Source organism: Cupriavidus sp. 05N38, from assembly GCF_056397345.1.
Genome location: NZ_JBFTNF010000008.1, coordinates 119,719 through 143,313 on the forward strand (window position 1 = coordinate 119,719; position 23,595 = coordinate 143,313).

Annotated in this window: 19 protein-coding genes; 9 read left to right on the top strand and 10 right to left on the bottom strand. The window is 67.8% G+C overall.

Annotated elements, in window-relative coordinates:
* Positions 1 to 33 precede the first annotated feature (33 nt).
* Entirely contained in the window at positions 34 to 777 is a 744-nt protein-coding gene (locus AC1DK4_RS08360) for a DUF2076 domain-containing protein (RefSeq protein ID WP_441613450.1), read from the bottom strand.
* Positions 778 to 894: 117 nt separating this feature from the next.
* On the bottom strand, positions 895 to 1,797 hold the full coding sequence (locus tag AC1DK4_RS08365) for a LysR family transcriptional regulator (protein ID WP_441613451.1): 903 nt from the start codon (positions 1,795 to 1,797) through the stop codon (positions 895 to 897).
* A gap of 235 nt (positions 1,798 to 2,032) precedes the next feature.
* Between AC1DK4_RS08365 and AC1DK4_RS08370 the strand changes: the two genes are divergently transcribed.
* The 3 genes from AC1DK4_RS08370 to AC1DK4_RS08380 all read left to right on the top strand — a co-directional run bounded on the left by AC1DK4_RS08370 (position 2,033) and on the right by AC1DK4_RS08380 (position 5,216).
* Entirely contained in the window at positions 2,033 to 2,992 is a 960-nt protein-coding gene (locus tag AC1DK4_RS08370) for a hydroxymethylglutaryl-CoA lyase (RefSeq protein ID WP_441613452.1), read from the top strand.
* Between the two features lie 9 nt (positions 2,993 to 3,001).
* Positions 3,002 to 4,156 carry a CaiB/BaiF CoA transferase family protein gene (locus tag AC1DK4_RS08375; protein WP_441613453.1) on the top strand — a complete coding sequence of 385 codons (1,155 nt, stop codon included), beginning with the start codon at positions 3,002 to 3,004 and terminating at the stop codon, positions 4,154 to 4,156.
* A 70-nt stretch (positions 4,157 to 4,226) separates the two neighbouring features.
* Positions 4,227 to 5,216 carry a tripartite tricarboxylate transporter substrate binding protein gene (locus AC1DK4_RS08380; RefSeq protein WP_477131466.1) on the top strand — a complete coding sequence of 330 codons (990 nt, stop codon included), beginning with the start codon at positions 4,227 to 4,229 and terminating at the stop codon, positions 5,214 to 5,216.
* Between the two features lie 188 nt (positions 5,217 to 5,404).
* On the opposite strand, the gene AC1DK4_RS08385 is transcribed toward AC1DK4_RS08380, so the two are convergent.
* Positions 5,405 to 6,190, bottom strand: coding sequence for a LysR family transcriptional regulator (locus AC1DK4_RS08385; RefSeq protein ID WP_477131467.1), 786 nt, complete (start codon positions 6,188 to 6,190; stop codon positions 5,405 to 5,407).
* A 129-nt stretch (positions 6,191 to 6,319) separates the two neighbouring features.
* Here AC1DK4_RS08385 and AC1DK4_RS08390 point away from each other — a divergent pair, with 129 nt between their 5' ends.
* The gene (locus tag AC1DK4_RS08390) at positions 6,320 to 8,062 is read left to right on the top strand and encodes a tannase/feruloyl esterase family alpha/beta hydrolase (protein WP_441613456.1); all 1,743 of its coding nucleotides are present in this window, start codon (positions 6,320 to 6,322) and stop codon (positions 8,060 to 8,062) included.
* Positions 8,063 to 8,153: 91 nt separating this feature from the next.
* Here AC1DK4_RS08390 and prmB read toward each other — a convergent pair whose 3' ends face one another.
* The 6 genes from prmB to dapC all read right to left on the bottom strand — a co-directional run bounded on the left by prmB (position 8,154) and on the right by dapC (position 13,327).
* Entirely contained in the window at positions 8,154 to 9,047 is an 894-nt protein-coding gene (prmB, locus tag AC1DK4_RS08395) for a 50S ribosomal protein L3 N(5)-glutamine methyltransferase (RefSeq protein WP_441613457.1), read from the bottom strand.
* A 41-nt stretch (positions 9,048 to 9,088) separates the two neighbouring features.
* On the bottom strand, positions 9,089 to 10,240 hold the full coding sequence (gene dapE, locus AC1DK4_RS08400) for a succinyl-diaminopimelate desuccinylase (protein ID WP_441613458.1): 1,152 nt from the start codon (positions 10,238 to 10,240) through the stop codon (positions 9,089 to 9,091).
* A 135-nt stretch (positions 10,241 to 10,375) separates the two neighbouring features.
* Positions 10,376 to 10,723, bottom strand: a complete 348-nt coding sequence (locus AC1DK4_RS08405) for an arsenate reductase (RefSeq protein WP_441613459.1) — start codon at positions 10,721 to 10,723, stop codon at positions 10,376 to 10,378.
* 38 nt (positions 10,724 to 10,761) lie between these two features.
* A complete protein-coding gene (locus AC1DK4_RS08410) occupies positions 10,762 to 11,136 on the bottom strand; it encodes a hypothetical protein (RefSeq protein WP_441613460.1) in 375 nt (124 codons plus the stop codon).
* Between the two features lie 83 nt (positions 11,137 to 11,219).
* On the bottom strand, positions 11,220 to 12,047 hold the full coding sequence (gene dapD / locus AC1DK4_RS08415; RefSeq protein WP_441613461.1) for a 2,3,4,5-tetrahydropyridine-2,6-dicarboxylate N-succinyltransferase: 828 nt from the start codon (positions 12,045 to 12,047) through the stop codon (positions 11,220 to 11,222).
* Between the two features lie 62 nt (positions 12,048 to 12,109).
* A complete protein-coding gene (gene dapC, locus AC1DK4_RS08420) occupies positions 12,110 to 13,327 on the bottom strand; it encodes a succinyldiaminopimelate transaminase (RefSeq protein ID WP_477131468.1) in 1,218 nt (405 codons plus the stop codon).
* Positions 13,328 to 13,533: 206 nt separating this feature from the next.
* Between dapC and AC1DK4_RS08425 the strand changes: the two genes are divergently transcribed.
* Positions 13,534 to 14,505: a DMT family transporter gene (locus tag AC1DK4_RS08425; protein WP_441613463.1), complete on the top strand. Its 972-nt coding sequence runs from the start codon at positions 13,534 to 13,536 to the stop codon at positions 14,503 to 14,505.
* Positions 14,506 to 14,535: 30 nt separating this feature from the next.
* On the opposite strand, the gene AC1DK4_RS08430 is transcribed toward AC1DK4_RS08425, so the two are convergent.
* The gene (locus AC1DK4_RS08430; RefSeq protein WP_441613464.1) at positions 14,536 to 15,339 is read right to left on the bottom strand and encodes a ferritin-like domain-containing protein; all 804 of its coding nucleotides are present in this window, start codon (positions 15,337 to 15,339) and stop codon (positions 14,536 to 14,538) included.
* 541 nt (positions 15,340 to 15,880) lie between these two features.
* On the opposite strand from AC1DK4_RS08430, the gene smc reads away from it, so the two are divergent.
* The 4 genes from smc to def are packed head-to-tail and all read left to right on the top strand — an operon-like array spanning position 15,881 to position 23,521.
* Entirely contained in the window at positions 15,881 to 19,396 is a 3,516-nt protein-coding gene (smc, locus tag AC1DK4_RS08435) for a chromosome segregation protein SMC (protein WP_441613465.1), read from the top strand.
* Entirely contained in the window at positions 19,393 to 20,811 is a 1,419-nt protein-coding gene (locus AC1DK4_RS08440) for a cell division protein ZipA C-terminal FtsZ-binding domain-containing protein (protein WP_441613466.1), read from the top strand. The genes smc and AC1DK4_RS08440 overlap by 4 nt, the downstream gene beginning before the upstream one ends.
* A gap of 53 nt (positions 20,812 to 20,864) precedes the next feature.
* Entirely contained in the window at positions 20,865 to 22,991 is a 2,127-nt protein-coding gene (gene ligA, locus AC1DK4_RS08445; protein ID WP_477131469.1) for an NAD-dependent DNA ligase LigA, read from the top strand.
* Complete coding sequence (gene def, locus AC1DK4_RS08450; RefSeq protein WP_441613468.1) at positions 22,988 to 23,521, top strand: peptide deformylase; 534 nt, start codon at positions 22,988 to 22,990, stop codon at positions 23,519 to 23,521. The genes ligA and def overlap by 4 nt, the downstream gene beginning before the upstream one ends.
* Positions 23,522 to 23,595 lie beyond the last annotated feature (74 nt).

Consider the following 23,595-nt stretch of genomic DNA (forward strand, 5'->3'; position numbering starts at 1 on the left):
GCCGCCGGCCCCGCTCACGCCGGGACGGGCGCGTCAGGCATTGAATATGTCGTCGTCCAGGAAGTCGTCACTGCCCGCGCCGTCATCCGGCAGGCCGCGACTCAGCCCCGCATCAAGGGCATCGCCCGACGAGCGGTCGTCATTCCCGTAGTAGTTGTTGACCACGGTCGACTCGGCCGGCAGCGCGCCCGCGGCGGGCTGCCCGAGAAAGCCGCTCCCGCTCCCGTTCCCGCTATTGCGATGGAACAGGTTCTCGATGCCCTGGAACAGGAACGCGCCTCCGGCTACGCCGGCGGCCGTGGTTGCGATGCCGCCCAGCGTGCTTCCCAGGCCGCCGCCCAGAAAGCCGGGCCGGGGAGGCTGTGCCTGCACCTGTACCGGCTGGGCCGGTGGCGATACGGAGACAGGCATGCCCGACGGGGCCGGCATCACCGGGCGCGCCGCGGCCGGATCGACATTGCCGACATTGCCGACATTGCCGAAATTGTTGACGGCATTGGCGCTGCTTCCCCAGGCGTTCTCCTGGGCGAGGAAGCGGCTGGAGCCGCTGGCCTGCGCCATCTGCAACTGCGCCTGCAGCGTAGAGATCTGGGCCTTTGCCGCGATCAGCGCATGGTCAAGCAGGATGGCGCGCTGTACCAGCAGGTACGCGGCATCCGGTTGCCTGGCGACGGCATCGGCGATGAGCGCCTCTGCCTGGGGGTCCTTTGCGCCTGCTCGGGCCTGGGTCAACTGCGCCAGGAAGCCTTCCAGCGCCTGCATCTCTTGGGGGGTCATGGCACCACCTGTCCGGGTTGTCTTGAGTGTTGTCAGTCTAGGGGCCGAGACTTAAGCGAGACTTAAAAGACCGGCCCCGGCGTGATTGCGGGGTTTTGCCAGGCTGGCGGGCCCCTGTCAGGATGCGGCTCTTGCTATCAGGAAGTCCACCAGCAATCGTGCCGCCGGCGACAGGCTCGCCTCGTCGCGAAAGCAGATCGCAAAACGCCGCTGCGCCCACGCATCGGTGAGCGGGATCACCTGCACGCCAAAGCTGGCCGAAACGGGTTCGACCACCTCGCGCGGCACGATGGTAAGGCCAAGGTTCGCGCGGACGCAGCGAAGCGTGGCATCGAAGGAGGACACCACCACCCGGTACGCCATCGGCTTGCCGATGATGGCCGCGGCGCGCGCCAGCATGGTGTGCACCGCAGTCTGCCCCGGCATGCCGATGTGGTCGTAGTCAAGCGTCTGCGCGAAAGTGCAATCCGCGCGGCTGGCCAGCGGATGCGAGGGATGGACGATCGCCGCCAGGGCATCGGTGCGGTAGGGCCGGGTCTGGAATCCTTCTAGGTCCGCGGCATCCCAGCAGATCCCCAGCGATGCCGAGCCTTCGCGCAGGGACCTGACGATGTCGCGGCTGAGGCTTTCTTCCATGGTGACGCGGATATCCCGGTGCGCCGGTACCTGCAGGAAGCCCGCGATATCGTCGGGCAGGGATTCGGCCATGCACGACACGGTGGCCAGCAGCCGGACCTGGCCCTTGATGCCCTTGCCGTGGTCGGCCATGTCGCGCTCCACGCGATCGGCCGCCGCCAGCATGGCGCGCGCGTGCTCGAGCAGGATCTCCCCGGCCGCGGTCGGGATCACGCCGCGCCGGCGCCGCTCGAACAGTGTGACGCCCACGGTGTCTTCGAGTTGCGCCAGCCGCTTGCTGATGGCCGACGCCACGATGTGCTGCTGCTCGCCGGCGCGCGCCATATTGCGCGTCTCGCAAACGGCGGCGAACAGGCGCAGCGAGGTGAGGTCCAGGTCACGCATCCGCAGGCCTTGCCAGAGTTTCCGATGTGGAAATCTTACGCGAAATTCTCATCATCATTGCTCAGCTCGGGAATCCCTGCGGCGTTGTGGAATGGCTGATCCCGACGTTTTCAGGCGGAGACATTCCGATCCGGAACGTTAGTGCTGCTCCAATACCGCTTCTGGCCTCGTCGGGAACGGCATACAGTTCGCCTATCGAGCCGGAACCCCGGAGCCACCTGTGGAGACAGACCGCATGACGACACCGACCAACAGCACATCCCGCCAGGCGGTGATCCGCGAGGTGGGGCTGCGCGACGGCCTTCAAAGCATCGCTACCATCCTGCCTACCTCCGCCAAGCGCGAATGGATCCAGGCTGCCTACGCCGCTGGCCAGCGCGAGATCGAGGTCGGCTCGTTCGTGCCGGCCAGGCTGCTGCCGCAACTGGCCGATACCGCGGAACTGGTGGACTTCGCCAGGTCCATGCCGGGATTGTTCGTCTCGGTACTGGTGCCGAACCTGCGCGGCGCCGAGAACGCCATCGCCAGCGGCGCGGACCTGATGCTGGTGCCGCTTTCCGCCAGCCATGCGCATAGCCTGGCCAACCTGCGCAAGACGCCCGACGAAGTGGTGGCCGAGGTGGGCCGGATCCGCGCCGCGCGCGACGCGGCCGGCTCCCGGACGCTGATCGAAGGTGGCGTCGGCACGGCCTTCGGCTGCACGATACAGGGCCGCGTGGACCCGGAAGAAGTACTGCGCCTGATGCAGGCCTTGCTGGATGCGGGCGCCGACCGCGTCAGCCTGGCGGACACGGTCGGCTATGCCGATCCCGCCATGGTGCGAAGCCTGTTCGAGCGCGCCCGGGCCATTGCCGGCGAGCGCTTCTGGTGCGGCCATTTCCACGATACGCGCGGCCTCGGCCTGGCCAACGTCTGTGCCGCCCTGCAAGCCGGGGTCACGCGCTTTGATGCCTGCCTTGCCGGGATCGGCGGCTGTCCGCACGCCCCCGGCGCCAGCGGCAATGTCGCCACCGAAGACCTGGCTTTCATGCTCGCGAGCATGGGATTCGCGACCGGCGCCGATATCGGCAAGCTGCTTGCGCTGCGCGCGCGCGTGGCCGGCTGGCTGGACGGTGAAACCCTGCACGGCACCCTGTGGCGCGCCGGCCTGCCCAAGACCTTTTCCGCGTCGCTTGCCGATGCCGTGACCGCCTGAGAGCGACCCATGCCTACTGAACATTCCCCCTTGCCGCTTGCCGGCATCCGCGTCCTCGAGTTCACCCATATGGTGATGGGCCCGACCTGCGGCATGATCCTGGCCGATCTCGGCGCCGAAGTCATCAAGGTCGAGCCGCCGGGCGGCGACAAGACGCGCAACCTTCCCGGGCTGGGTATCGGTTTCTTCCGCTCGTTCAACCGCAACAAGAAAAGCGTCGTCATCGATATCACCACCCCGCAGGGGCAGGCCACGGCGGCAGAACTGGCCGGCCAGTGCGATGTGCTGCTGGAGAATTTCCGCCCGGGCCTGATGGCCAAATGCGGGCTGGACCATGCGACGCTTTCGGCGAAGTATCCCGGGCTGATCTACGTCTCCCACAAGGGCTTTCTTCCCGGTCCCTATGAGAACCGGCTGGCCCTGGACGAGGTCGTGCAGATGATGGGCGGTCTTTCCTACATGACCGGGCCAAAGGGCCGCCCGTTGCGCGCCGGCACCTCGGTCAACGACATCATGGGTGGCATGTTCGGCGCCATCGGCGTGCTGGCCGCCCTGCGCGAGCGCGAGCGCACCGGCAAGGGGCAGGAAGTGCAGAGCGCCTTGTTCGAGAATTGCGTGTTCCTGTCGTCCCAGCATATGCAGCAGTTTTCGATGACCGGCGAGCCGCCGCCGCCGATGCCGTCCCGCGTGTCCGCATGGAGCGTCTACGATGTCTTCACGCTGGCCGCAGACGAGCAGCTGTTCATCGGCGCCGTGAGCGACAAGCAGTTCAACAACCTGTGCGAGGTGCTGCAACGGCCCGATCTCGCCGCCGACCCTGCATTCGCCACCAACGCCATGCGCGTGGCCGTGCGGCCGGCCTTGCTGGCACGGCTTGGCGAGATTCTCAAGCATCATCGCGTGGACGAACTCACGCCCAGGCTTGAAGCCGCCGGCATTCCCTATGCGCCCATCGTGCGTCCGGAACAGCTTCTCGACGATCCGCACCTCAAGGCGAGCGGGGGACTGGCGCCGATGCAGACCGAGGATGGCGGCACCACCGACGTCGTGCTGTTGCCACTCATGATGGATGGCCGGCGCCCGGGCGTGCGCATGCCCTTGCCGGGCATCGGCGAGCACAACGAGGAAATCCTTTCCGCCCTGCGTGCGCACACGCCTGGCTGAAATCCTTCCGCCTTGCCGGACGGCTCCCGCAGCCGCACGGATCAGAACAGAAAAATATCTGGAGACAAGCATGGCCCCCTTTCTTTCACGCAGGGCAGTACTCGGCATCGCTATCCCGGCGCTGGCGTTCGCGCTCGCCGTCCCGGCCGCTCCGGCGGCGGCCGAAGGCACCGGCCGGCCGGTGCGCCYGATCCTGCCGATCAGCGCCGGCTCGGGCGTGGACGCCATCGCCCGCGCTGCCGGCCCCTCGCTGGGCAGGAACCTCGGACAGCCCGTGGTGATCGAGAACATTCCCGGCGCGGGCGGCATAGCCGGCGCAGCCGCGGTGGCCAAGGCCCCGCCCGACGGCAGCACGCTGGGACTCGTTTCCAACAACCACGTCATCAACCCCAGCGTCTACAAGAAGATGCCGTTCGATGCGATCAAGGACTTCACGCCGATCAGCGTGATCGGCTCGACGCCGCTGGTGCTGGTGGTCAATCCCAAGGTTCCGGCGAAGAACGTCCAGGAACTCGTTGCGCTGTTGAAGGCCAGGCCGGATGCATTCAACTATGCATCGTCAGGCAATGGCACCATCATCCAGCTCGCCGCCGAAATGTTCCTCGAGGAGGCGCACGTCAAGGCCCGCCACGTTCCCTACAAGGGTACCGGGCCGATGATCACCGACCTGATCGCCGGCCAGGTGGAGATGGGCGTGGTGGCGCTCAATGCCGTCGCACCGCACCTGAAGAGCGGCATGCTGCGCGCGATCGGTCTCTGCGGCGCAACGCGTTCGCCCGCGGCGCCCGAGATCCCCACCATCGCTGAACAAGGCCTGCCGGACTATGCCGTCGAGGGATGGTTTGCCGTCGTGGGCCCGGCAGGCCTGCCGCCCGCCGAGGCCAGGCGCATCCAGGCGCTGTTTGCAAAGGCATTCACCAGCCCGGAGGTTCTGGATGCGATGAAGAAGCAGGGCAATACGATCAATCCGGGCACCCCGGAAGCGGCCGCCAAGTTCTTCCAGAGCGAAGCGGCGCGTTATGCGGCATTGGTCAAGAGGGCCAACGTGACCAGCGAGTGACGAACCGGGGCGGGAGCCGGCTCGCGCTCCGTATCCGGCGCCCTTGCCCATGGGCTTCGGCACGGATCGAATGCCCGCGCGGGGCTGGCCACGCGTCAGCCGCAATGCTTGCGGACGAAATGCTCGCGGATGATCGAAGTGATATAGAGCCGGCCGGTGCTCTCCAGCATGCCGACGCGGCGCTCGAGCTACTTTCCCGGAATCGGCAACAGGCGTAGCGCCGCGTCGCTGCGCCACGCGAAGTTGTGCAGCACCGGCACGATCGAGACGCCCGCGTTCTGCCGCACCAGTTCCACGATGGCGGGCAGCGAATTCATCTCGACGATTTCGTTCGGCTGCACGTCGCACCGGCGCAGGAGCTGGTCGATCTTGATGCCGGTGGTCGCGGCGCGGTCGAAGCGGATGAAAGGCTGCGTGCGCAGCAGGGCGACGGCGTCCGCTCCGGGCGGTGCGGCCCTGGCGCTGGCAATCAGCATCAGCGGCTCGTCGTACAGATGCGTCCAGGTGGCTTCCCGTGTCTCGGGCCTGGGCATTTCGATCAGGATGGCGGCGTCCAGTTCGCCTTCCAGCACCTTGGCCTGCAGTTCGAGCTGACGGCCATTCATGATGCGGATATCCAGCGCGGGATACTGCGACTTCAGCTCGACCACGCTGGTGGCCAGCGCGCCCATTGCGGAGACGATCGCGCCGATGGTCACGGTGCCGGCAATCTCGCTTTCGCCAACCTGGTCGGCGAGCATGCTTTCGTAGTCCTTCACCAGCCGGCGTGCCCGCGCGATCAGCGCCACGCCCGCGGGCGTGAAGGTGACGCCGCGCCTGGAGCGGTCGAACAGCGGCCGTTTGCATTCGTCTTCCAGCGCCTTCATTTGCGAGCCTACCGCCGCCGGCGTGAGGGCGACGCGCTCGGCAGCCGCGGCAAACGAGCCGAAGTCGGCAACCGCGACGAAGGTCTTCAGCATGCGGATTGTGTTCATGGGAATGACCGGTGGCTGGGGATGGCGCTGGAAGCACGCACGGGGACTGGGTGAGGCGCCAATGGTAAAGCGTTACTTTATTGTTGGTAAAAAGAAATTCATTTTTCTTTTATCTTCGATTCGTCAAGAATGGGATGGCTGGAGCACAAGCCGTCCACGCCGCCCGCGTCCCCCAAGTCCCCGGACCGGCCCGGGCCGGCCGCACGAGAACGGCGCTCCCAGCTTGCGCAGACCGACAGCCAGAACGACAACGAGCTAGAGCGAGACAGCCCCCCGATGATGGTGAACCCCAGATTGCTTAAACAGTGGAGCCCGGCCGCAGCGCTGCTGGCGGCCACGCTTTTCTTTTCCCATGGCGCGCGCGCCGCGAACGCCTGCGAATCGCTGGCGGATATCGGCCTGCCGGACGTGAAGATGACGTCCGCCGCGATGCAGGCCGCCGGAGCGCTGGCCCTGCCGAACGGCCACAAGATCGACAATCTCCCGGCGTTCTGCCGGGTGGCCGGCCAGCTCAGGCCCACGCCGGACTCCGACATCGGGTTCGAGCTCTGGATGCCGCCCGCCGAGGCGTGGAACGGCAAGACGCTGGTGGTCGGCAACGGCGGCTACGTCGGCTCGATCCGCTACGACGAACTCGAGCCGGCCATCCGGCGGGGCTACGCGGTGATCTCGAGCGACAGCGGCCATGTGGACGCCGCCGGGTACCGCAACGAGAACCTGAACTGGGGCGTGGGCCACCCGGAGAAGATCGCGGACTGGGCCTATCGCTCGGTCCATGCCGCGGCGGCGGCGTCGCGCGCCATCGTCAGGACATTCGAGCGTCGCGACGCTTCCCACGCCTACTACTTCGGCTGCTCGACCGGCGGCGGGCAGGGCCTGATGGCCGCGCAGCGCTACCCCGACGACTTCGACGGCATCATCGCGGGCGCGCCCGGCAACAACCGGACCGCGTTGAACCAGGGCTTCCTGTGGGGAGCGACCCAGAACCTCAAGACCAAGGCCGGCTATATCCCGCCGTCGAAGCTGCCGCTGATCAACCAGGCGGCGATCAGCGCCTGCGACGCGCAGGATGGCCTCGCCGACGGGCTGATCGGCGATCCGCGCCAGTGCCGCTTCGATCCCAAGGTCCTGCAGTGCAAGGACGACGCCGACGGCGCGCAATGCCTGACCGGGGCGCAGGTAGATACGCTCAGGCGCCTGTACGCCGGTGCGCAGAACCCGCGCACCAGGGCGCAGATCTACCCGGGCTGGCCGGTGGGCAGCGAGTTCGGCTACCTCGGCGGCTGGGGCTATGCGATCGAAGGACCGCAGGCGTTCCGCACCGAGTTCTTCAAGGATTGGGTATTCAAGGATGCCAATTGGGACTGGCGCTCGTTCGACTGGGACCGTGACGTCGCCATCGTGAAGGCGCGCATCGGCGCCACGGTGGATGCCACTGATCCCGATCTTGGCGCATTCCGCAAGCGCGGCGGCAAGCTGATCCTGTACCACGGCCTGGCGGACCCGATCGGCAATGCCTACGACACCATCCAGTACTACGAGGCGGTCGGGAAAACCGTCAGCGACACGCCGGCCTTCGCGCGCCTGTTCCTGGCGCCGGGCATGGGACATTGCCGCAGCGGCATCGGCCCCAATGCGTTCGACGCCATCGGCGCGCTGGAGGACTGGGTGGAGAAGGGCCAGGCGCCCGCGCGCATCGTCGCGCTCAAGGCCGATGCCACCGACAAGGTGGGGGGGCTGGCGAGCAGCGCGGCGGTGAAGGGCAATGCAGGAAGGACGCGGCCGCTGTGCGCCTATCCGCAGGTGGCACGCTACAAGGGCAGCGGCAGCATCGACGACGAGCGCAACTTCACGTGCGCTGCGCCGCTCTGAGGCATGAAAGAAGGCCGGGCGCGAAGTCTGCGCCCGGCCTCGATGACGGCAGGCGCGGCGGCAGGAAGGCTTCCCGCCGCTGCGCGCCGGCTTAACCCGGCAGTCCTTCGTAGGTCACCAGGAAGACCTGCTCCTCGCCCGCGCTGACCGGCAGCCAGATCAGTTCGAGGTTGGGGAAAGCCGCTTCCACATTGGCATGCTCATTGCCGATTTCCACCACCAGCACGCCACCCGGGTTCAGCCGCGCCTTGGCGCCGGCGATGATCCGGCGCACCACGTCCATGCCGTCGTCCCCACCCGCCAGCGCGATGCGCGGCTCGGCGTGGTACTCGGCCGGCAGCGCCTGCATGGAAGTCTCGTTGACGTAGGGCGGGTTGGTGAGGATGACGTCGTACCTGGCGCCTGCGGGCAGCGGGGCGTAGAGGTCGCCCTCGTACAGGCTGATGCGGTTTTCCATCTTGTAGTCGGCCACGTTGCGGCGGGCGACTTCCAGCGCGTCGGGCGAAATGTCGACCGCGTCGATGCGGGCTTCGGGCCAGACGTGGGCGGCAATGATGGGCAGGCAGCCGGAGCCGGTGCAGAGCTCCAGCACCGGGCCGATATCGGCGATATCGCCCACCCACGGCTCGAGTCCTTCCTGGAGCAGCTCACCGATGAAGCTGCGCGGCACGATCACGCGGGAGTCCACGTAGAAGCGCAGGCCGTGCATGAAGGCTTCGTTGGTGATGTAGGCGGCGGGCACGCGTTCGGTGACGCGGCGCTCGATGACTTGCAGCACGGCCTCGACTTCCTCGGGCAGCAGGCGCGCGTCGAGAAAGGGATCGAGCGTGTCGAGCGGCAGGTTGAGCGTGTGCAGGACCAGGTAGGCGGCTTCGTCGTAGGCGTTGGCGCTGCCGTGGCCGAACGACAACCTGGCCTTGGTGAAGCGCGAGACGGCCAGGCGCAGCAGGTCGCGTACGGTTTGCAGGGGGGAGGGCGTAGCCATGGTGCGGTGGTCCAGGTATTCAGGTCAGTCAGGTCAGGCGATCAGGCGATCAGGCGATCGAGCACGCCGCGGTAGACGTTCTTGAGCGGCTCGATGAAGCGCACTTCGACGTGCTCGTCGATCTTGTGGATGCTGGCGTTGGGCGGGCCGAACTCGATGACCTGCGGGCAGATCCTGGCGATGAAGCGGCCGTCGGAGGTGCCGCCGGTGGTGGAGAGCTCGGTCTTGACGCCGGTCTCCGCCTCGATCGCGCCGCTGAGCGCTTCCGAGAGTTCGCCGCGCGCGGTCAGGAAGGGTTCGCCGCCCAGGGTCCAGGCCAGCTCGTAGTCGAGCTGGTGGCGCTCGAGGATGGCGTGCACGCGCGCCTTGAGGCCTTCGGGGGTGCTGGCGGTGGAGAAGCGGAAGTTGAAGTCGACGGTGATATGGCCCGGGATCACGTTGGTGGCACCGGTGCCGCCGTGGATGTTGGACATCTGCCAGGTGGTGGCGGGGAAGTATTCGTTGCCTTCGTCCCAGCGCTCGTTCACCAGCTCGGCCAGCGCGGGCGCGGCCAGGTGGATCGGGTTCTTCGCCAGGTGCGGGTAGGCGATATGGCCCTGCACGCCCTTGATGGTGAGCTTGCCCGAGAGCGAGCCGCGGCGGCCGTTCTTGACCATGTCGCCAAGGGTGTCGACCGAGGTGGGCTCGCCGATCACGCAGTAGTCCAGGCGCTCGCCGCGCGCCTTGAGCGCTTCCACCACCTTGATGGTGCCGTCGTGCGCGGGGCCTTCTTCATCGCTGGTGATGAGGAAGGCGATGGAGCCGGCGTGGGCGGGGTGCTGCTGCACGAACTCTTCGGTCGCCACGACGAAGCCGGCGATGGAGGTCTTCATGTCCGCGGCGCCGCGGCCGTAGAGCTTGCCGTCGCGGTGGCTGGGCTGGAACGGGTCGGAGCCCCATTGCTCGAGCGGGCCGGTGGGCACCACGTCGGTGTGGCCGGCGAAGGCCAGCAGCTTGCCGGCCTTGCCCTGCGTGCCGCGCTTGACGGCCCACAGGTTGGTGACGCGGAAGTCGTCCGGGCCGCTGACGATCCACTCGCATTCGAAGCCGATGGCCTTGAGGCGGGTTTCGAGCACGGCCTGGCAGCCTTCGTCGGCGGGCGTGACGGAGCGGCGGCGGATCAGGTCTTCGGTAAGGGCGAGGGTGGGGTTCATGATGGCGAGTCTGCGGCGTCGGGGCCGAGGTTCGGAATAGGGGTGTCGGGCGTGGAGTCTACGCCTTTGTCGATGCTGGCCGGCGTACCCCGGAGCTGACGGCGAACAATCGGCCGCCAGCCCTGCGATAGCCGCTTAAAACAGGCCGGCGTAGTTGTCTGCCGAGAACCCGACGGAAATCTTCCCGCCGTGATCGAGCACCGGCCGCTTGATCAGCGAAGGGCTTTGCTGCATCAGTGCGATGGCGCCGGCTTCGTTCTCGGCGCGCGCCTTGTCGGCATCCGACAGCGCGCGGTAGGTGGTGCCCTTGCGGTTGAGCAGCGTGGCCAGCGGCACGTGCCTGAGCCAGCCGCGCAGCAGCGTTTCGTCCACGCCTTGCTTCTTGAAGTCGTGGAAGTCGTAGGCCACGCCGTTGGCGTCCAGCCAGGTGCGGGCTTTCTTGACGGTGTCGCAGTTGGGGATGCCGTAGAGCAGGACGGTCATGATGTGCGGTGCGCCTTGGATGGCTTAGCGGAACAGCATTAACGGAACAACAGGTTCAGTGCGATGACGAGCCCGCCCAGGCCCAGCGCCACGCCGGCCATGGCCACGCTGGTCATCAGGCGCAGGCGGCGGTCCAGGCGCGCGGCTTCCTTGCGCAGGGCCTCGATGGTGATGGCGTGCTGCTCGGCCAGCATCTTGACGGCTTCGGCCTGCTGCACGGCGGCGGCTTCGAGCTCGGCGATGCGGGCGGCGACGGAGCCATCGCGCGCCTCGAGGGATTCGGGCCCGGCATGCTCGGGCGAACCATCCTTGCGCCGGCCTTTCTTGATCTTCTCGATGGTCTTGTTGGCCTGCTCGAGAATGGTTGGCAGAAGGGACAGCACGGTGCTGACGGTCGCGGGATCCAGGGCCATGAGTCGCTTGCGCAAGGGGTGCATCGGTCTGACGGCGGAGCCTGCGCGGGCAGGCGCCCGCGCAAGCTCCGCGCTAGGCGCGATCAGTCGCCGCGCAGCAGGTCGTTCAGGCTGGTCTTGGCGCGGGTCTGCGCGTCCACCTTCTTGACGATCACGGCGCAGTACAGGCTGTACTTGCCGTCCTTGGAGGGCAGGTTGCCCGCCACCACCACCGAGCCCGCCGGCACGCGGCCGTAGTGGATCTCGCCGGTTTCGCGGTCATAGATCTTGGTGGACTGGCCCAGATACACGCCCATCGAGATCACCGAGTTCTCTTCGACGATCACGCCTTCCACGACTTCCGAGCGGGCGCCGATGAAGCAGTTGTCTTCGATGATGACCGGGTTGGCCTGCAGCGGCTCGAGCACGCCGCCGATGCCGACGCCGCCGGACAGGTGGACGTTCTTGCCGATCTGCGCGCACGAACCGACGGTGGCCCAGGTGTCGACCATGGTGCCTTCGTCGACGTAGGCGCCGATGTTGACGTAGGAGGGCATCAGCACCGCGTTCTTCGCGATGAACGAGCCGCGGCGGGCCACGGCGGGCGGCACCACGCGGAAGCCACCCTTGGCGAAGTCGTCGGCGGTCCAGCCGGCGAACTTGGTCGGTACCTTGTCATAGAACTGGGCGAAGCCGCCGGCGCTCATCGGCGCGTTGTCTTCCAGGCGGAACGACAGCAGCACGGCCTTCTTGATCCACTGGTTGACGATCCAGTCGCGGCCTTGCTTCTCGGCCACGCGCAGGGCGCCGGTGTCGAGCTGGCCGATCACGGTGGCCACGGCTTCGCGGATGTCGTTGGGGGCCGACTTGGGCGAGAGGCTGGCGCGGTCTTCCCATGCCTGGTCGATCAGGGCTTGCAGTGCTTGCGTCATATGCGTGTTTTCAGTGGTTGATCGTTGTCTACAACAAAATTCGGGGCAGCCGCGTTCGGCGTTCAGCCGAGCGACTTGCAGAAGGCGACGATGCGGCGCGCGCCTTCCAGGCATTCCTCGGGCGTGGCGACCAGCGCCATGCGCACGCGGTTGGCGCCGGGGTTGATGCCGTCGGCCTCGCGCGCCAGGTAGCTGCCGGGCAGCACCGYGACGTTCTGCTCGGCCAGCAGGCGGGTGGCGAACGCGGTATCCGTCAGGCCGGTGCGCGAGACGTCGGCCCACAGGTAGAAGCCCGCGTCGGGCAGCGCCACGTCGAGCACCTCGGCCAGCATCGGGGTGACCTCGGCGAACTTGCGCACGTAGGCGGCACGGTTGTCGCGCACGTGGGCCTCGTCGTTCCAGGCCGCCACGCTGGCGGCCTGCACGGCGGGGTTCATGGCGCCGCCGTGATAGGTACGGTATAGCAGGAATTTCTTGAGCAGGGCGGCGTCGCCGGCGACGAAGCCCGAGCGCAGGCCCGGCACGTTGGAGCGCTTGGACAGGCTGGAGAACATCACCAGGCGCTCGAACGGGTGGGCGCCTTCGGCGCGGCCCAGCTTGCGCGCGGCTTCGAGCGCGCCCAGCGGCGGCTCGCCTTCCTTGAAATAGATTTCGGAATAGCACTCGTCGGAGGCGATCACGAAGCCATGGCGGTCAGACAGCGCGAACAGCTCGCGCCAGTCGTCCAGCGACAGCACGGCGCCGGTCGGGTTGCCCGGCGAGCACACGTAGACCAGCTGCACGCGGGCCCAGGTCTCGGCCGAGATGCGGTCGAACGCCGGGGCGAAATTGCGCGCCGGGTCGCTGTTGGCGAACACCGGCGTGGCGCCGGCCAGCAGCGCCGCGCCTTCGTAGATCTGGTAGAACGGGTTCGGGCACAGCACCAGCGCGCCGGGGCGGCTGGCGTCGACCACAGTCTGGGCGAAGGCGAACAGCGCTTCGCGCGAGCCGGTCACCGGCAGCACCTCGGTGGCGGGATTGACCGCCGGCAGGTTGTAGCGGCGCTGGAGCCACGCCGCTATGCACTGTCGTAGTGCATCGGAACCGGCCGTTGTGGGATAATTCGCCAGCCCCGCCAGCGAGTCCGTGAGCGCCTGCTTGATGAATTCGGGCGTGGGATGCTTGGGTTCGCCGATGCCGAAGCTGATCGCGGGCAATGCGGCGTTCGGCTTCACGTTGGCCACCAGCGCCCGCAGTTTCTCGAACGGATAGGGCTGGAGCAGGTCGAGTCGGGGGTTCACGGTCAGGTTCGGGCCGCCAGGGCCAAGGCTCAAAGCCGGACATTATAGAGGATTGCCGGGCTCTCCCGCGCTCTGTGCGGGGGTTCGGCGGGCTTCCCGGCAACTTGGCGCGGGGCCGGCGCCGCTGGCGGCCGCCCGTTCCCGCACCATCGATTTTCCTTTGTCGTCACAAATCAACCGCCACGCCGGCGGTTCCTTTCGTTTTTATGAGCAATCTGCCTACCTCATCCGCCTTGTCCGCCGCCCCGGCCGACGCGCACGGCTTCAAGTCCGCGCTGTCGATCCTGCTGGGTGCCTCGGTCTGGGGCATCGCCTGGTTTCCCTACCGCGTGCTGGCCGGCTGGGGCCTGGGCGGGATGACGGCGGCGGCGCTGGTGAGCGCGGCGGCGGCGGCAATCGCGCTGCTGTCCTTTGCCCGCCACCTGGGCGGGCTGCGCTGGTCCTGGCTGTTCGTGGCGATCGGGCTGGCCGCGGGGGTGACCAACGCCGGCTTCGTCTGGGGCAGCGTCAACGGCCATGTGATGCGGGTCCTGCTGCTGTTCTACCTGACGCCGGTGTGGACGGCGCTGTTCGCACGCCTGTTCCTGGGCGAGAAGCTGTCCGCCGCGGGGCTGATGCTGGTGGCGCTGGCGCTGGGGGGCGCGGGCCTGATGCTGTGGACGCCCGAAGTCGGCCTGCCGCTGCCGGCCAAGGCGGCGGAATGGTCCGGCCTGGTGGGCGGCATGGGTTTCGCGGTCAACAACGTCTTGTCGCGCCGGGCCGGGCAGCTCTACCCGGACATGGACGCGCGCCTGCGCACGATCATGGTCTACCTGGGGTGCACCGCGGTCGGGCTGCCGTGCGCGCTGTGGCTGGAGCCGGGTGGCATGGCGCTGGCGCCGGCGATCGGCTGGGGCGGCCTGGCCCTGGTGCTGGGCCTGGCCGCCACGCTGGTGCTGAGCAATTCGGTGGTGCAGTATGGGCTGCAGCGCCTGCCGGCCAACCGGGTCTCGCTGCTGATGCTGTTCGAGATCGTGATCGCGGCGGTGTCGTCGTGGTGGCTGGCCACCGAGACGCTGAGCTGGAAGGAAGCCGCCGGCGGCTTGTGCATCGTGGCGGCCGGGGCCTTGTCCGGACTGGTGCATCGTTCGCGGCGCAAGGGCGAGGACGCGGGCGAATGCGTCTTGCAGCCGCAATAGGCGCCGGGCCGCGTCAGCTTCGGCAAGCGCTCAGTACAGCATCGCCCGCGAAACCACCGCCACCAGCGGCTTGCGGATGGCGCGCTCGACGCCGGCGTGCAGGTCCAGCGGGCGCAGCAGCATCTTCACGGTCATGTCGACCGGCAGGTTGCGGCGGATCACCGCGCTGACCCGCGAATTGAGCCGGCGCACATCCTTCTGCGGGATATCCTCCGCGCCGCGCTCGATGCGCAGCACATTGCGCAGCGCGATCTCCGCATCCTCGTTCTTGATTTCCAGCAGGCGGCGCACCAGCGCGCCCAGCACGCGCAGCCGGCCCAGCCGTTCGAGATCGTTGAAGGTATTGAAATAGCGGTAGAAGTGCTTGTAGTGGCGCACTTCGTCGTTGGCGATGCGGCGCGTGAGGTTGCGCAGCACCGGTTCGTCGCTGGCCTGCTCGAGCGAGCGGTAAAGCGCGGCGGTACCGGTCTCCACCACGCAGCGCGCGGCCATCTCCAGCGCCTCGGAGGGTTCGAATTTGTCGACCGAGCAGGTATGGCGGTATTCGTCGAAGAAGCGGGCATAGCCGCGCTCCCAGTCGAATCCAGGCCACACATGCTCCACATAGCGCCGCAGCGCCAGGCCATGCTGGAGTTCCTCGGCTTCCCACTGCCCGGAAAGCCAGCCGGACGCCTCGGGGTTGGCGGCGTAATAGCTGGCGAGGTTGCCCGCGTAGGTGTCGGAGCCACTTTCGACGAAAGAGGCGGACACCAGCAGGTAGAAGAGTTCGCGGTCCGGACGCACGCGGGCCACATCGATGGCGGCGAAGTCGATTTCGCCGATGGACCAGGGCATGCGTTGCCTGTCATCACCGGCGCCGGGGCCGGTCAATCTTTCGTCTGAGGTCGCCAGAATCGAGGCGGTCATGCTGAACACTCCCAGAAGTGTCGCGGAGCGCGGACTCCGCGTTGGGCCGGAGACGCCGTTTTGCGTCACCTGCCCGCTCGACAGGATTTGGTTGCAATGGGCATCAGGGATCACGCTGACTATGGAGAGACTAGCACTAACCCTTAGAAGTTTCCCGCCGCTCCCCTGTCACTTGCCCGCCACCTGTTGCCGCCGCGCACGGAGGGCAGGCGCCGGGCGGCGCGATGCCTGGTCCGAGTGTAGGGCGCGGACCGCACAAAGTGAATCGGACGGGGCTTAACGGGGCAGTGGAAAATGGCCGCCCATGCGGCCCGGAAAGCGCCCGGGCGTGGAAGGCGCGATGGTATGATTAGCGCCAACTATCGGGCACAAGAGCCCGGCGCGAGGCCCAGACGGCACGCGCCGACTGCCTCTGCGCTGTCCCGCCTTTCCTGAACGCTGCAATACCCTAGATACCCCACGACCAACCGTGCGACTGTCCTCGATCAAGCTGGCGGGCTTCAAGTCCTTCGTCGATCCCACCAATTTTCAAGTGCCCGGCCAGCTGGTCGGCATCGTCGGTCCCAACGGCTGCGGCAAATCGAACATCATCGATGCGGTGCGCTGGGTGCTGGGCGAGTCACGCGCATCCGAACTGCGCGGCGAGTCCATGCAGGACGTCATCTTCAATGGCTCGACCGCCCGCAAGCAGGCCGGCCGCGCCAGCGTCGAGCTGGTGTTCGACAACCCCGAAGGGCGTGCCGCCGGGCAATGGAGCCAGTACGCCGAGATCGCCGTCAAGCGGGTGCTGACCCGCGACGGCACCTCTTCGTACTACATCAACAACCAGGCGGTGCGCCGGCGCGACATCCAGGACATCTTCCTGGGTACCGGCCTCGGCCCGCGCGCCTACGCCATCATCGGCCAGGGCATGATCTCCCGCATCATCGAGGCCAAGCCCGATGACATGCGGATCTTCCTGGAAGAAGCGGCCGGCGTTTCCAAGTACAAGGAGCGCCGCCGCGAGACCGAAAGCCGCCTGTCCGACACGCGCGAGAACCTGACCCGCGTCGAAGACATCCTGCGCGAGCTCGGCGCCAACCTGGAGAAGCTCGAAGGCCAGGCCGAAGTGGCCCAGCGCTTCAAGACCCTGCAGGCCGACGGCGAGGAAAAGCAGCACCTGCTGTGGCTGCTGCGCAAGAACGAGGCGCAAGCCGAGCAGGAGCGCCACCAGCGCGCCATCGAGCAGGCCCAGATCGACCTGGAAGCGCAGACCGCGCAGCTGCGCCACGTCGAGGCGGAGCTCGAAACCATGCGCGCTGCGCATTACGCGGCCTCGGACAACATGCACAGCGCGCAGGGCGCGCTGTATGAAGCCAACGGCGAAGTCAGCAAGCTCGAAGCCGAGATCCGCTATGTGGTGGAGTCGCGCAACCGCGTGCAGGCGCAGATCGCCGCGCTGAGCGCGCAGCGCGAGCAGTGGCAGGGCAAATCCGAGCAGGCCACCGACGGCCTGGCCCAGGCCGAGGAAGAGCTGGCCGTGGCCGAAGGCCGCACGGTCGAAGCCCAGGAAGCGGTGGCCCACAAGACCGACGAACTGCCCACGCTGGAAGCCCAGTGGCGCGATGCCCAGACGCTCTCCAACGAGCAGCGCGCCAGCATCATGCAGGCCGAGCAGGCCCTCAAGCTCGAAGCCGCGCAGCAGCGCAGCGCCGACCAGATGCTGCAGCAGCTCGAGCAGCGCCGCGAGCGCCTGTCCGGCGAGGAAAAGGGTCTCGACCGCCCCGACGAAGTGCGCCTGGAAGAACTGCGCGCCGAGCTGGCCGAGCAGGAGGCCGTGCAGGAAGAAACGCAGGCGATCCTGGCCGATGCCGAGGAAAGCGTGCCGCGCCTGGACGGCGAGCGCCGCGCCGCGCAGGCGCGCGTGCAGAGCGAGGCTGCCGCGATCTCCTCGCTGGAAGCGCGCCTGTCCGCGCTCAGGCAGCTCCAGGAGAGCGTGCAGACCGAAGGCAAGGTGCAGCCCTGGCTGGCCAAGCATGGCCTGGCCGAACTGCCGCGCCTGTGGAAGAAGCTCCATATCGAGCCGGGCTGGGAAAACGCGCTGGAATCCGTGCTGCGCGAAAAGCTCGCCGCGCTGGAAGTCTCCAACCTGGACTGGATCAAGTCCTTCCTGTCCGACGCGCCGCCCGCCAAGCTGGCCTTCTATTCGCCGCCGCCGGCCGCGCGCCCGCAGGAAACCCCGGCCGGCCTGCGCCCGCTGATGGCGCTGGTGCAGATCACCGAGCCCGGCATCCGCGCCGTGATGCAGGACTGGCTGGCCGATATCTACACCGCCACCGACATGGCCCAGGCCATGGCCGCACGCGGCACGCTGCCCGAGGGCGCCAGCTTCGTGGTGGCCGAGGGTCACCTGGTCGGCCGCAGTTCGGTGCAGCTGTACGCCGCCGATTCCGAGCAGGCCGGCATGCTGGCCCGCGAGCAGGAGATCGAGAACCTGCAGAAGCAGGCTCGCGCGCAGATGCTGCTGGCGGACGAGGCCAAGTCCCAGGCCGTGCGCGCCGAGGCGGCCTACACCCACGCCAGCGCCGTGCTGATCGATGCGCGCAGCCGCAGCGAGCAGGCCACCCGCCGCGTGCACGCGCTGCAGATGGACGTGCTCAAGCTGTCGCAGGCGATGGAGCGCTACGCCGCGCGCAGCGGACAGATCCGCGAGGAACTCGACGAGATCCGCGCGCAGATCGAGGAGCAACGCGCCATCCGCGCCGAATCCGAGGCCAGCTTCGAGCAGCACGACGCCGCGCTGGCCGAGATGCAGGCCACCCACGAAGACCACCAGATGGCCTTCGAAGCGCTGGACAGCAAGCTGTCGTCGGCCCGCCACCAGTTGCGCGATTTCGAGCGCGCCGCGCAGGAAGCGCTGTTCGCCGAGCGCAACCTGGCCAACCGCATCGAGGAGCTGCGCCGCAATATCCAGACCGCGGGGGACCAGTCCGAACGGCTCGAACAGTCGCTGGAAGACGCGCGCGCCGAGCTGGAGACCATCAACGAGCAGACCGCCCACACCGGCCTGCAGGAAGCGCTGGAGCGCCGCGCCGAGAAGGAAGAAAAGCTCCAGCTCGCCCGCACCGAGCTCGATGCGCTGTCGGCGCAACTGCGCCAGTACGACGACCAGCGCCTGGCCGCCGAGCGCAGCCTGCAGCCGCTGCGCGACCGCATCACCGAGTACCAGCTCAAGGAACAGGCCGCGCGCCTGAACCAGGAGCAGTTCAGCGAGCAACTGACCACGGCCGAGGTCGATGAAGCCGCGCTGGCCGAAAAGCTCTCGCCGGACCTCAAGCCTTCCTACCTGCAGGGCGAAGTCACGCGCCTGAACAACGCGATCAACGCGCTGGGCCCGGTCAACATGGCCGCGCTCGACGAACTGGCCGCGGCGCGCGAGCGCAAGACCTTCCTCGATGCGCAGTCGGCCGACCTGCTCGACGCCATCACCACGCTGGAAGATGCGATCCACAAGATCGACCAGGAAACCCGCGCGATGCTGCAGGGCACCTTCGACCAGGTCAACCACCACTTCGGCGAGCTGTTCCCGTCGCTGTTCGGTGGCGGCCAGGCCAAGCTCATCATGACCGGCGACGAAATCCTCGACGCCGGCGTGCAGGTGATGGCACAGCCCCCGGGCAAGAAGAACTCCACCATCCACCTGCTGTCGGGCGGCGAGAAGGCGCTCACGGCGATTGCGCTGGTGTTCGCCATGTTCCAGCTCAACCCGGCGCCGTTCTGCCTGCTCGACGAGGTGGACGCGCCGCTGGACGACGCCAATACCGAGCGCTACGCCAATATGGTGGCGCGCATGTCCGACAAGACCCAGTTTGTCTTCATTTCCCACAACAAGATCGCAATGGAAATGGCACATCAGTTGATTGGCGTGACGATGCAGGAGCAGGGCGTGTCGCGTATCGTCGCGGTGGACATGGACGCAGCGATCTCGATGGCGGAGGCAGCATGACGCTACAGACTGCCCTCATCGTCGCAGGCGTGGTCCTGCTGCTGCTGGTCGTGGCCTATAACCAGTGGCAGATCCGCAAGGCACGCCGCCCGCGCGCGCTGCAGCCCGAAGACGACCTGCCGCCGATGCGCGAGCCGGTGGTCAATCCGGTGGTGACGCCGGAAGTCCACGCCAAGCTGCACGAGGCCCCGGCAGACCGCCAGCCCGAGCGGCGCGAACCCACGCTGGGGACGTCGCCGCCGGATGCCGCCGCCGTGGCGGCGAGCATGGCCGCCGCGTCCGCGGCGACGGCGGACGCCGACGAGATCGTTGCCGACGAACTGGCCATCGCTGCCGCGCCGGCGTCCGCGCATGCGCAGCGCGAGCCTGGCGATGTGGCAGCCCAGGCCACTTCCGCTGCGACCTCGCAAGCGGCCCCCCATGCAGCATCGCAGGCCGGGGCGGCGGACGAGCATGCGCACGCCGCGCACGCCGAGGCGGAGGACGATACCGTGCCCGCCGCCGAGGCGCCTGCCGCACCGCGCGAGCAAGCAAAACCCGCTGCGCGCGAGCCCGAGCCGCTGGTGGCCGACGGCCAGCCCGCGCCGGCCGTCATCGATCCGCTGATCGACTGCATCGTGCCGCTGCACCTGGAGCGCAAGCAGTCCGGCGACCGCATCCTGCCGCTGACCGGCCGCCTGCGCCGCGCCGGCACCAAGCAGGTGCACCTGGAAGGGCTGCGCGCCGAGTCCAATGCCTGGGAAGCGGTCACCGCCGGCCACCAGTACGAAGACCTGCAGGTGGCGGTGCAGCTGGCCAATCGCGGCGGCGCGCTCAACGCGCTCGAATTCTCCGAGTTCGTCAACGCGGTGGAAGCGCTGGCCGAGTCGCTCGACGCCTCGGCCGGGCTGCCCGACATGAGCGAGACCGTGGCCAATGGCCGCGAACTGGACGCCTTTGCCGCCAGCTGCGACGTGCAGCTCGGCGTCAACGTGATCTCCGACGGCGCGCCGTGGTCGGCTGCCTACGTGCAGACCGTGGCCACGCAGGACGGCCTGGTGCTGTCGCGCGACGGTACCCGCTTCACGCGCTACCAGCCGGGCCCGGACGGCATGCAGCGCGCCCTGTTCACGCTGCAGTTCGGCGACACCAACTTCCTGCGCGACGATCTCACCGCCAAGGCCGGCCGCCAGATCACGTTGCTGCTCGACGTACCGTCAGCGGCACAGGCGACCAAGCCGTTCAAGACCGTCTGCGAGTATGGCTACAGCCTGGCGCAGCGCATGGGCGCACAATTGGTGGACGACAATATGCATCCGCTGAGCGAGGCATCCTTCGTCGCCATCTTCGGCCACCTGCAAGCGCTCTACGACAAGCTCGAGGCACGCGGCATGCCTGCCGGCTCGCCGGTGGCGCTGCGCTTGTTCAGCCTGTGATTTTCTGCCTGTGATTTTCAGCCCCTGACCGGCAACGGATCCGGAAATACAATATGAGTCCCAAACGAGACGGTGCGGCGGCGCAAGCCCCCGCGCCTGCCGGCGATTCTCCAGCCGCGCGCGCCGACTGGCTGCGCGCCGAGCTCGAGCGCCATAACTACCAGTATTACGTGCTCGACGCGCCGTCGATTCCCGATGCGGACTACGACGCGCTGTTCCGCGAGCTGCAGGACATCGAGACGGCCCATCCCGACCTGCTGACGCCGGAGTCGCCCACGCAACGCGTGGGCGGCCAGCCGCTGTCGGCTTTCGACACGGTGCGCCACGCCATCCCGATGCTGTCGCTCAACAATGCGTTCGAGGACGACGACGTGCTCGGTTTCGACCGTCGCTGCGCGCAGGGCCTGGGGCGCCCCGCGCAGGCCGAAGGCGCCGTGGACCTGTTCAGCGCCGTCGAAGCGGTGGAATACGCCGCCGAGCTGAAGTTCGATGGCCTGGCCATGTCGCTGCGCTACGAGGGTGGCCGCCTGGTACAGGCCGCCACGCGCGGCGACGGCGAGACCGGCGAGGACGTGACCGCCAACGTGCGCACCATCAAGGCCATTCCGCTGCGCTTGCGCGGCGATGCGGCATCGCTGCCGGCCGTGCTGGAAGTGCGCGGCGAGGTGTTCATGTACCGCCGCGATTTCGACAAGCTCAACGCCCGGCAGGCCGAGGCCGAGGAAAAGACCTTCGTCAATCCGCGCAATGCCGCGGCCGGCAGCCTGCGCCAGCTCGATCCGCGCATCACTGCCAGGCGCCCCTTGTCGTTCTTCGCCTACGGGCTGGGCGAGCTGCAGGGTGGGCCACGCCCCGAGACGCACAGTGCCATGCTGGACTGGTTCGCCGCGCTCGGCATGCCGGTCTGCGCCGAGCGCGCCGTGGTGCGCGGCGCGCAGGGGCTGCTGGATTTCTATCGCGGCGTGGGCGAACGCCGTGCGTCGCTGCCGTATGACATCGACGGCGTGGTGTACAAGGTCAATGTGCTGGCCGAGCAGGAACGGCTGGGCTTTGTCTCGCGCGCGCCGCGCTTCGCGCTGGCGCACAAGTTCCCGGCGCAGGAAATGACCACGGTGGTCGAGGACATCGAAGTGCAGGTCGGCCGTACCGGTGCCATCACGCCGGTGGCGCGGCTGGCGCCGGTGTTCGTCGGCGGCGTCACCGTGACCAATGCCACGCTGCACAACGAGGACGAGATCCGCCGCAAGGATGTGCATATCGGCGATACCGTGATCGTGCGGCGCGCCGGCGACGTGATTCCCGAAGTGGTGGCGGTGGTGGCGGAACGCCGGCCCGCCGATGCGCGTGCCTTTGTCATGCCCACGGCCTGCCCGGTGTGCGGTTCGCATATCGAGAAGCTCGAAGGCGAGGTGATCGCGCGCTGCACGGGCGGACTGATCTGCGCCGCCCAGCGCAAGCAGGCGCTGCTGCATTTCGCGCAGCGCCGCGCCATGGATATCGAAGGCCTCGGCGACAAGGTGGTCGAGCAACTGGTGGACCACGGCATCGTGCATACGCCGGCCGACCTGTACAAGCTCGGCGTGGCCAAGCTGGCCGCGCTGGAGCGCATGGCCGACAAGTCGGCCACCAACCTGGTGGCGGCCATCGAGACTTCGCGCCAGACCACGCTCAACCGCTTCGTGTTCGCGCTCGGCATCCGCCACGTGGGCGAAGCCACGGCCAAGGACCTGGCCAAGCACTTCGGCAAGCTCGACAACCTGATGGCAGCCGACGAAGCGGCCTTGCTGGAGGTCAACGACGTGGGGCCGGTGGTCGCGCAATCCATCGCCGGCTTCCTTGCCGAGCCGCACAACGYGGAAGTCATCGAGCAGCTGCGCGCGGCCGGCGTGCACTGGACGGAGAGCGAGCCGGCCGCCCGCGCCGCGCCGGCGCCGCTGGCCGGCAAGACCTTCGTGCTGACCGGCACGCTGCCCACGCTGTCGCGCGAGGACGCCAAGGAAAGGCTGGAAGCGGCCGGCGCCAAGGTGGCCGGCTCGGTGTCGAAGAAGACAGACTATGTGGTGGCCGGCGCGGAAGCCGGCAGCAAACTTGAAAAAGCCGAGGCGCTCGGCGTGCCCGTGCTGGACGAGGCCGCCATGCTGGCCTTGCTGGCCGAGGCCGGAACCGGAGAACAACCATGATCCGCGACATTCTCAAGATGGGCGACCCGCGGCTGCTGCAGGTGGCACGCCCCGTCACGCGTTTCAACACACCCGAACTGCGTACGCTGATCGACGACATGTTCGACACCATGGACCATGCCAACGGCGCCGGCCTGGCCGCGCCGCAGATCGGCGTGGACCTGCAGGTCGTGATCTTCGGCTTCGACCGCAATCCGCGCTACCCGGATGCGCCGACCGTGCCCAAGACCGTGCTGATCAACCCGGTGCTGACGCCGCTTGGCGATGAGCAGGAAGATGGCTGGGAAGGCTGCCTGTCCGTGCCGGGACTGCGCGGCGTGGTGCCGCGCTATACGCGGCTGAAATACACCGGTTTCGACATCATGGGGGCACCCATCGAGCGCGTTGCCGAGGATTTCCATGCGCGCGTGGTGCAGCATGAGTGCGATCACTTGCAGGGGGTCTTGTACCCGATGCGGGTGAAGGACTTTACGCGGTTTGGATTTACGGAGGTGTTGTTTCCGGATTTGCCACCCAATAGCGATGATTGAGGTTGTCCGGGAAGGCAGGATGGCTTCCCGGGCGCTTGAGGATCGAAGGCCGGACGTCTTGAGCGCAGCCGCCC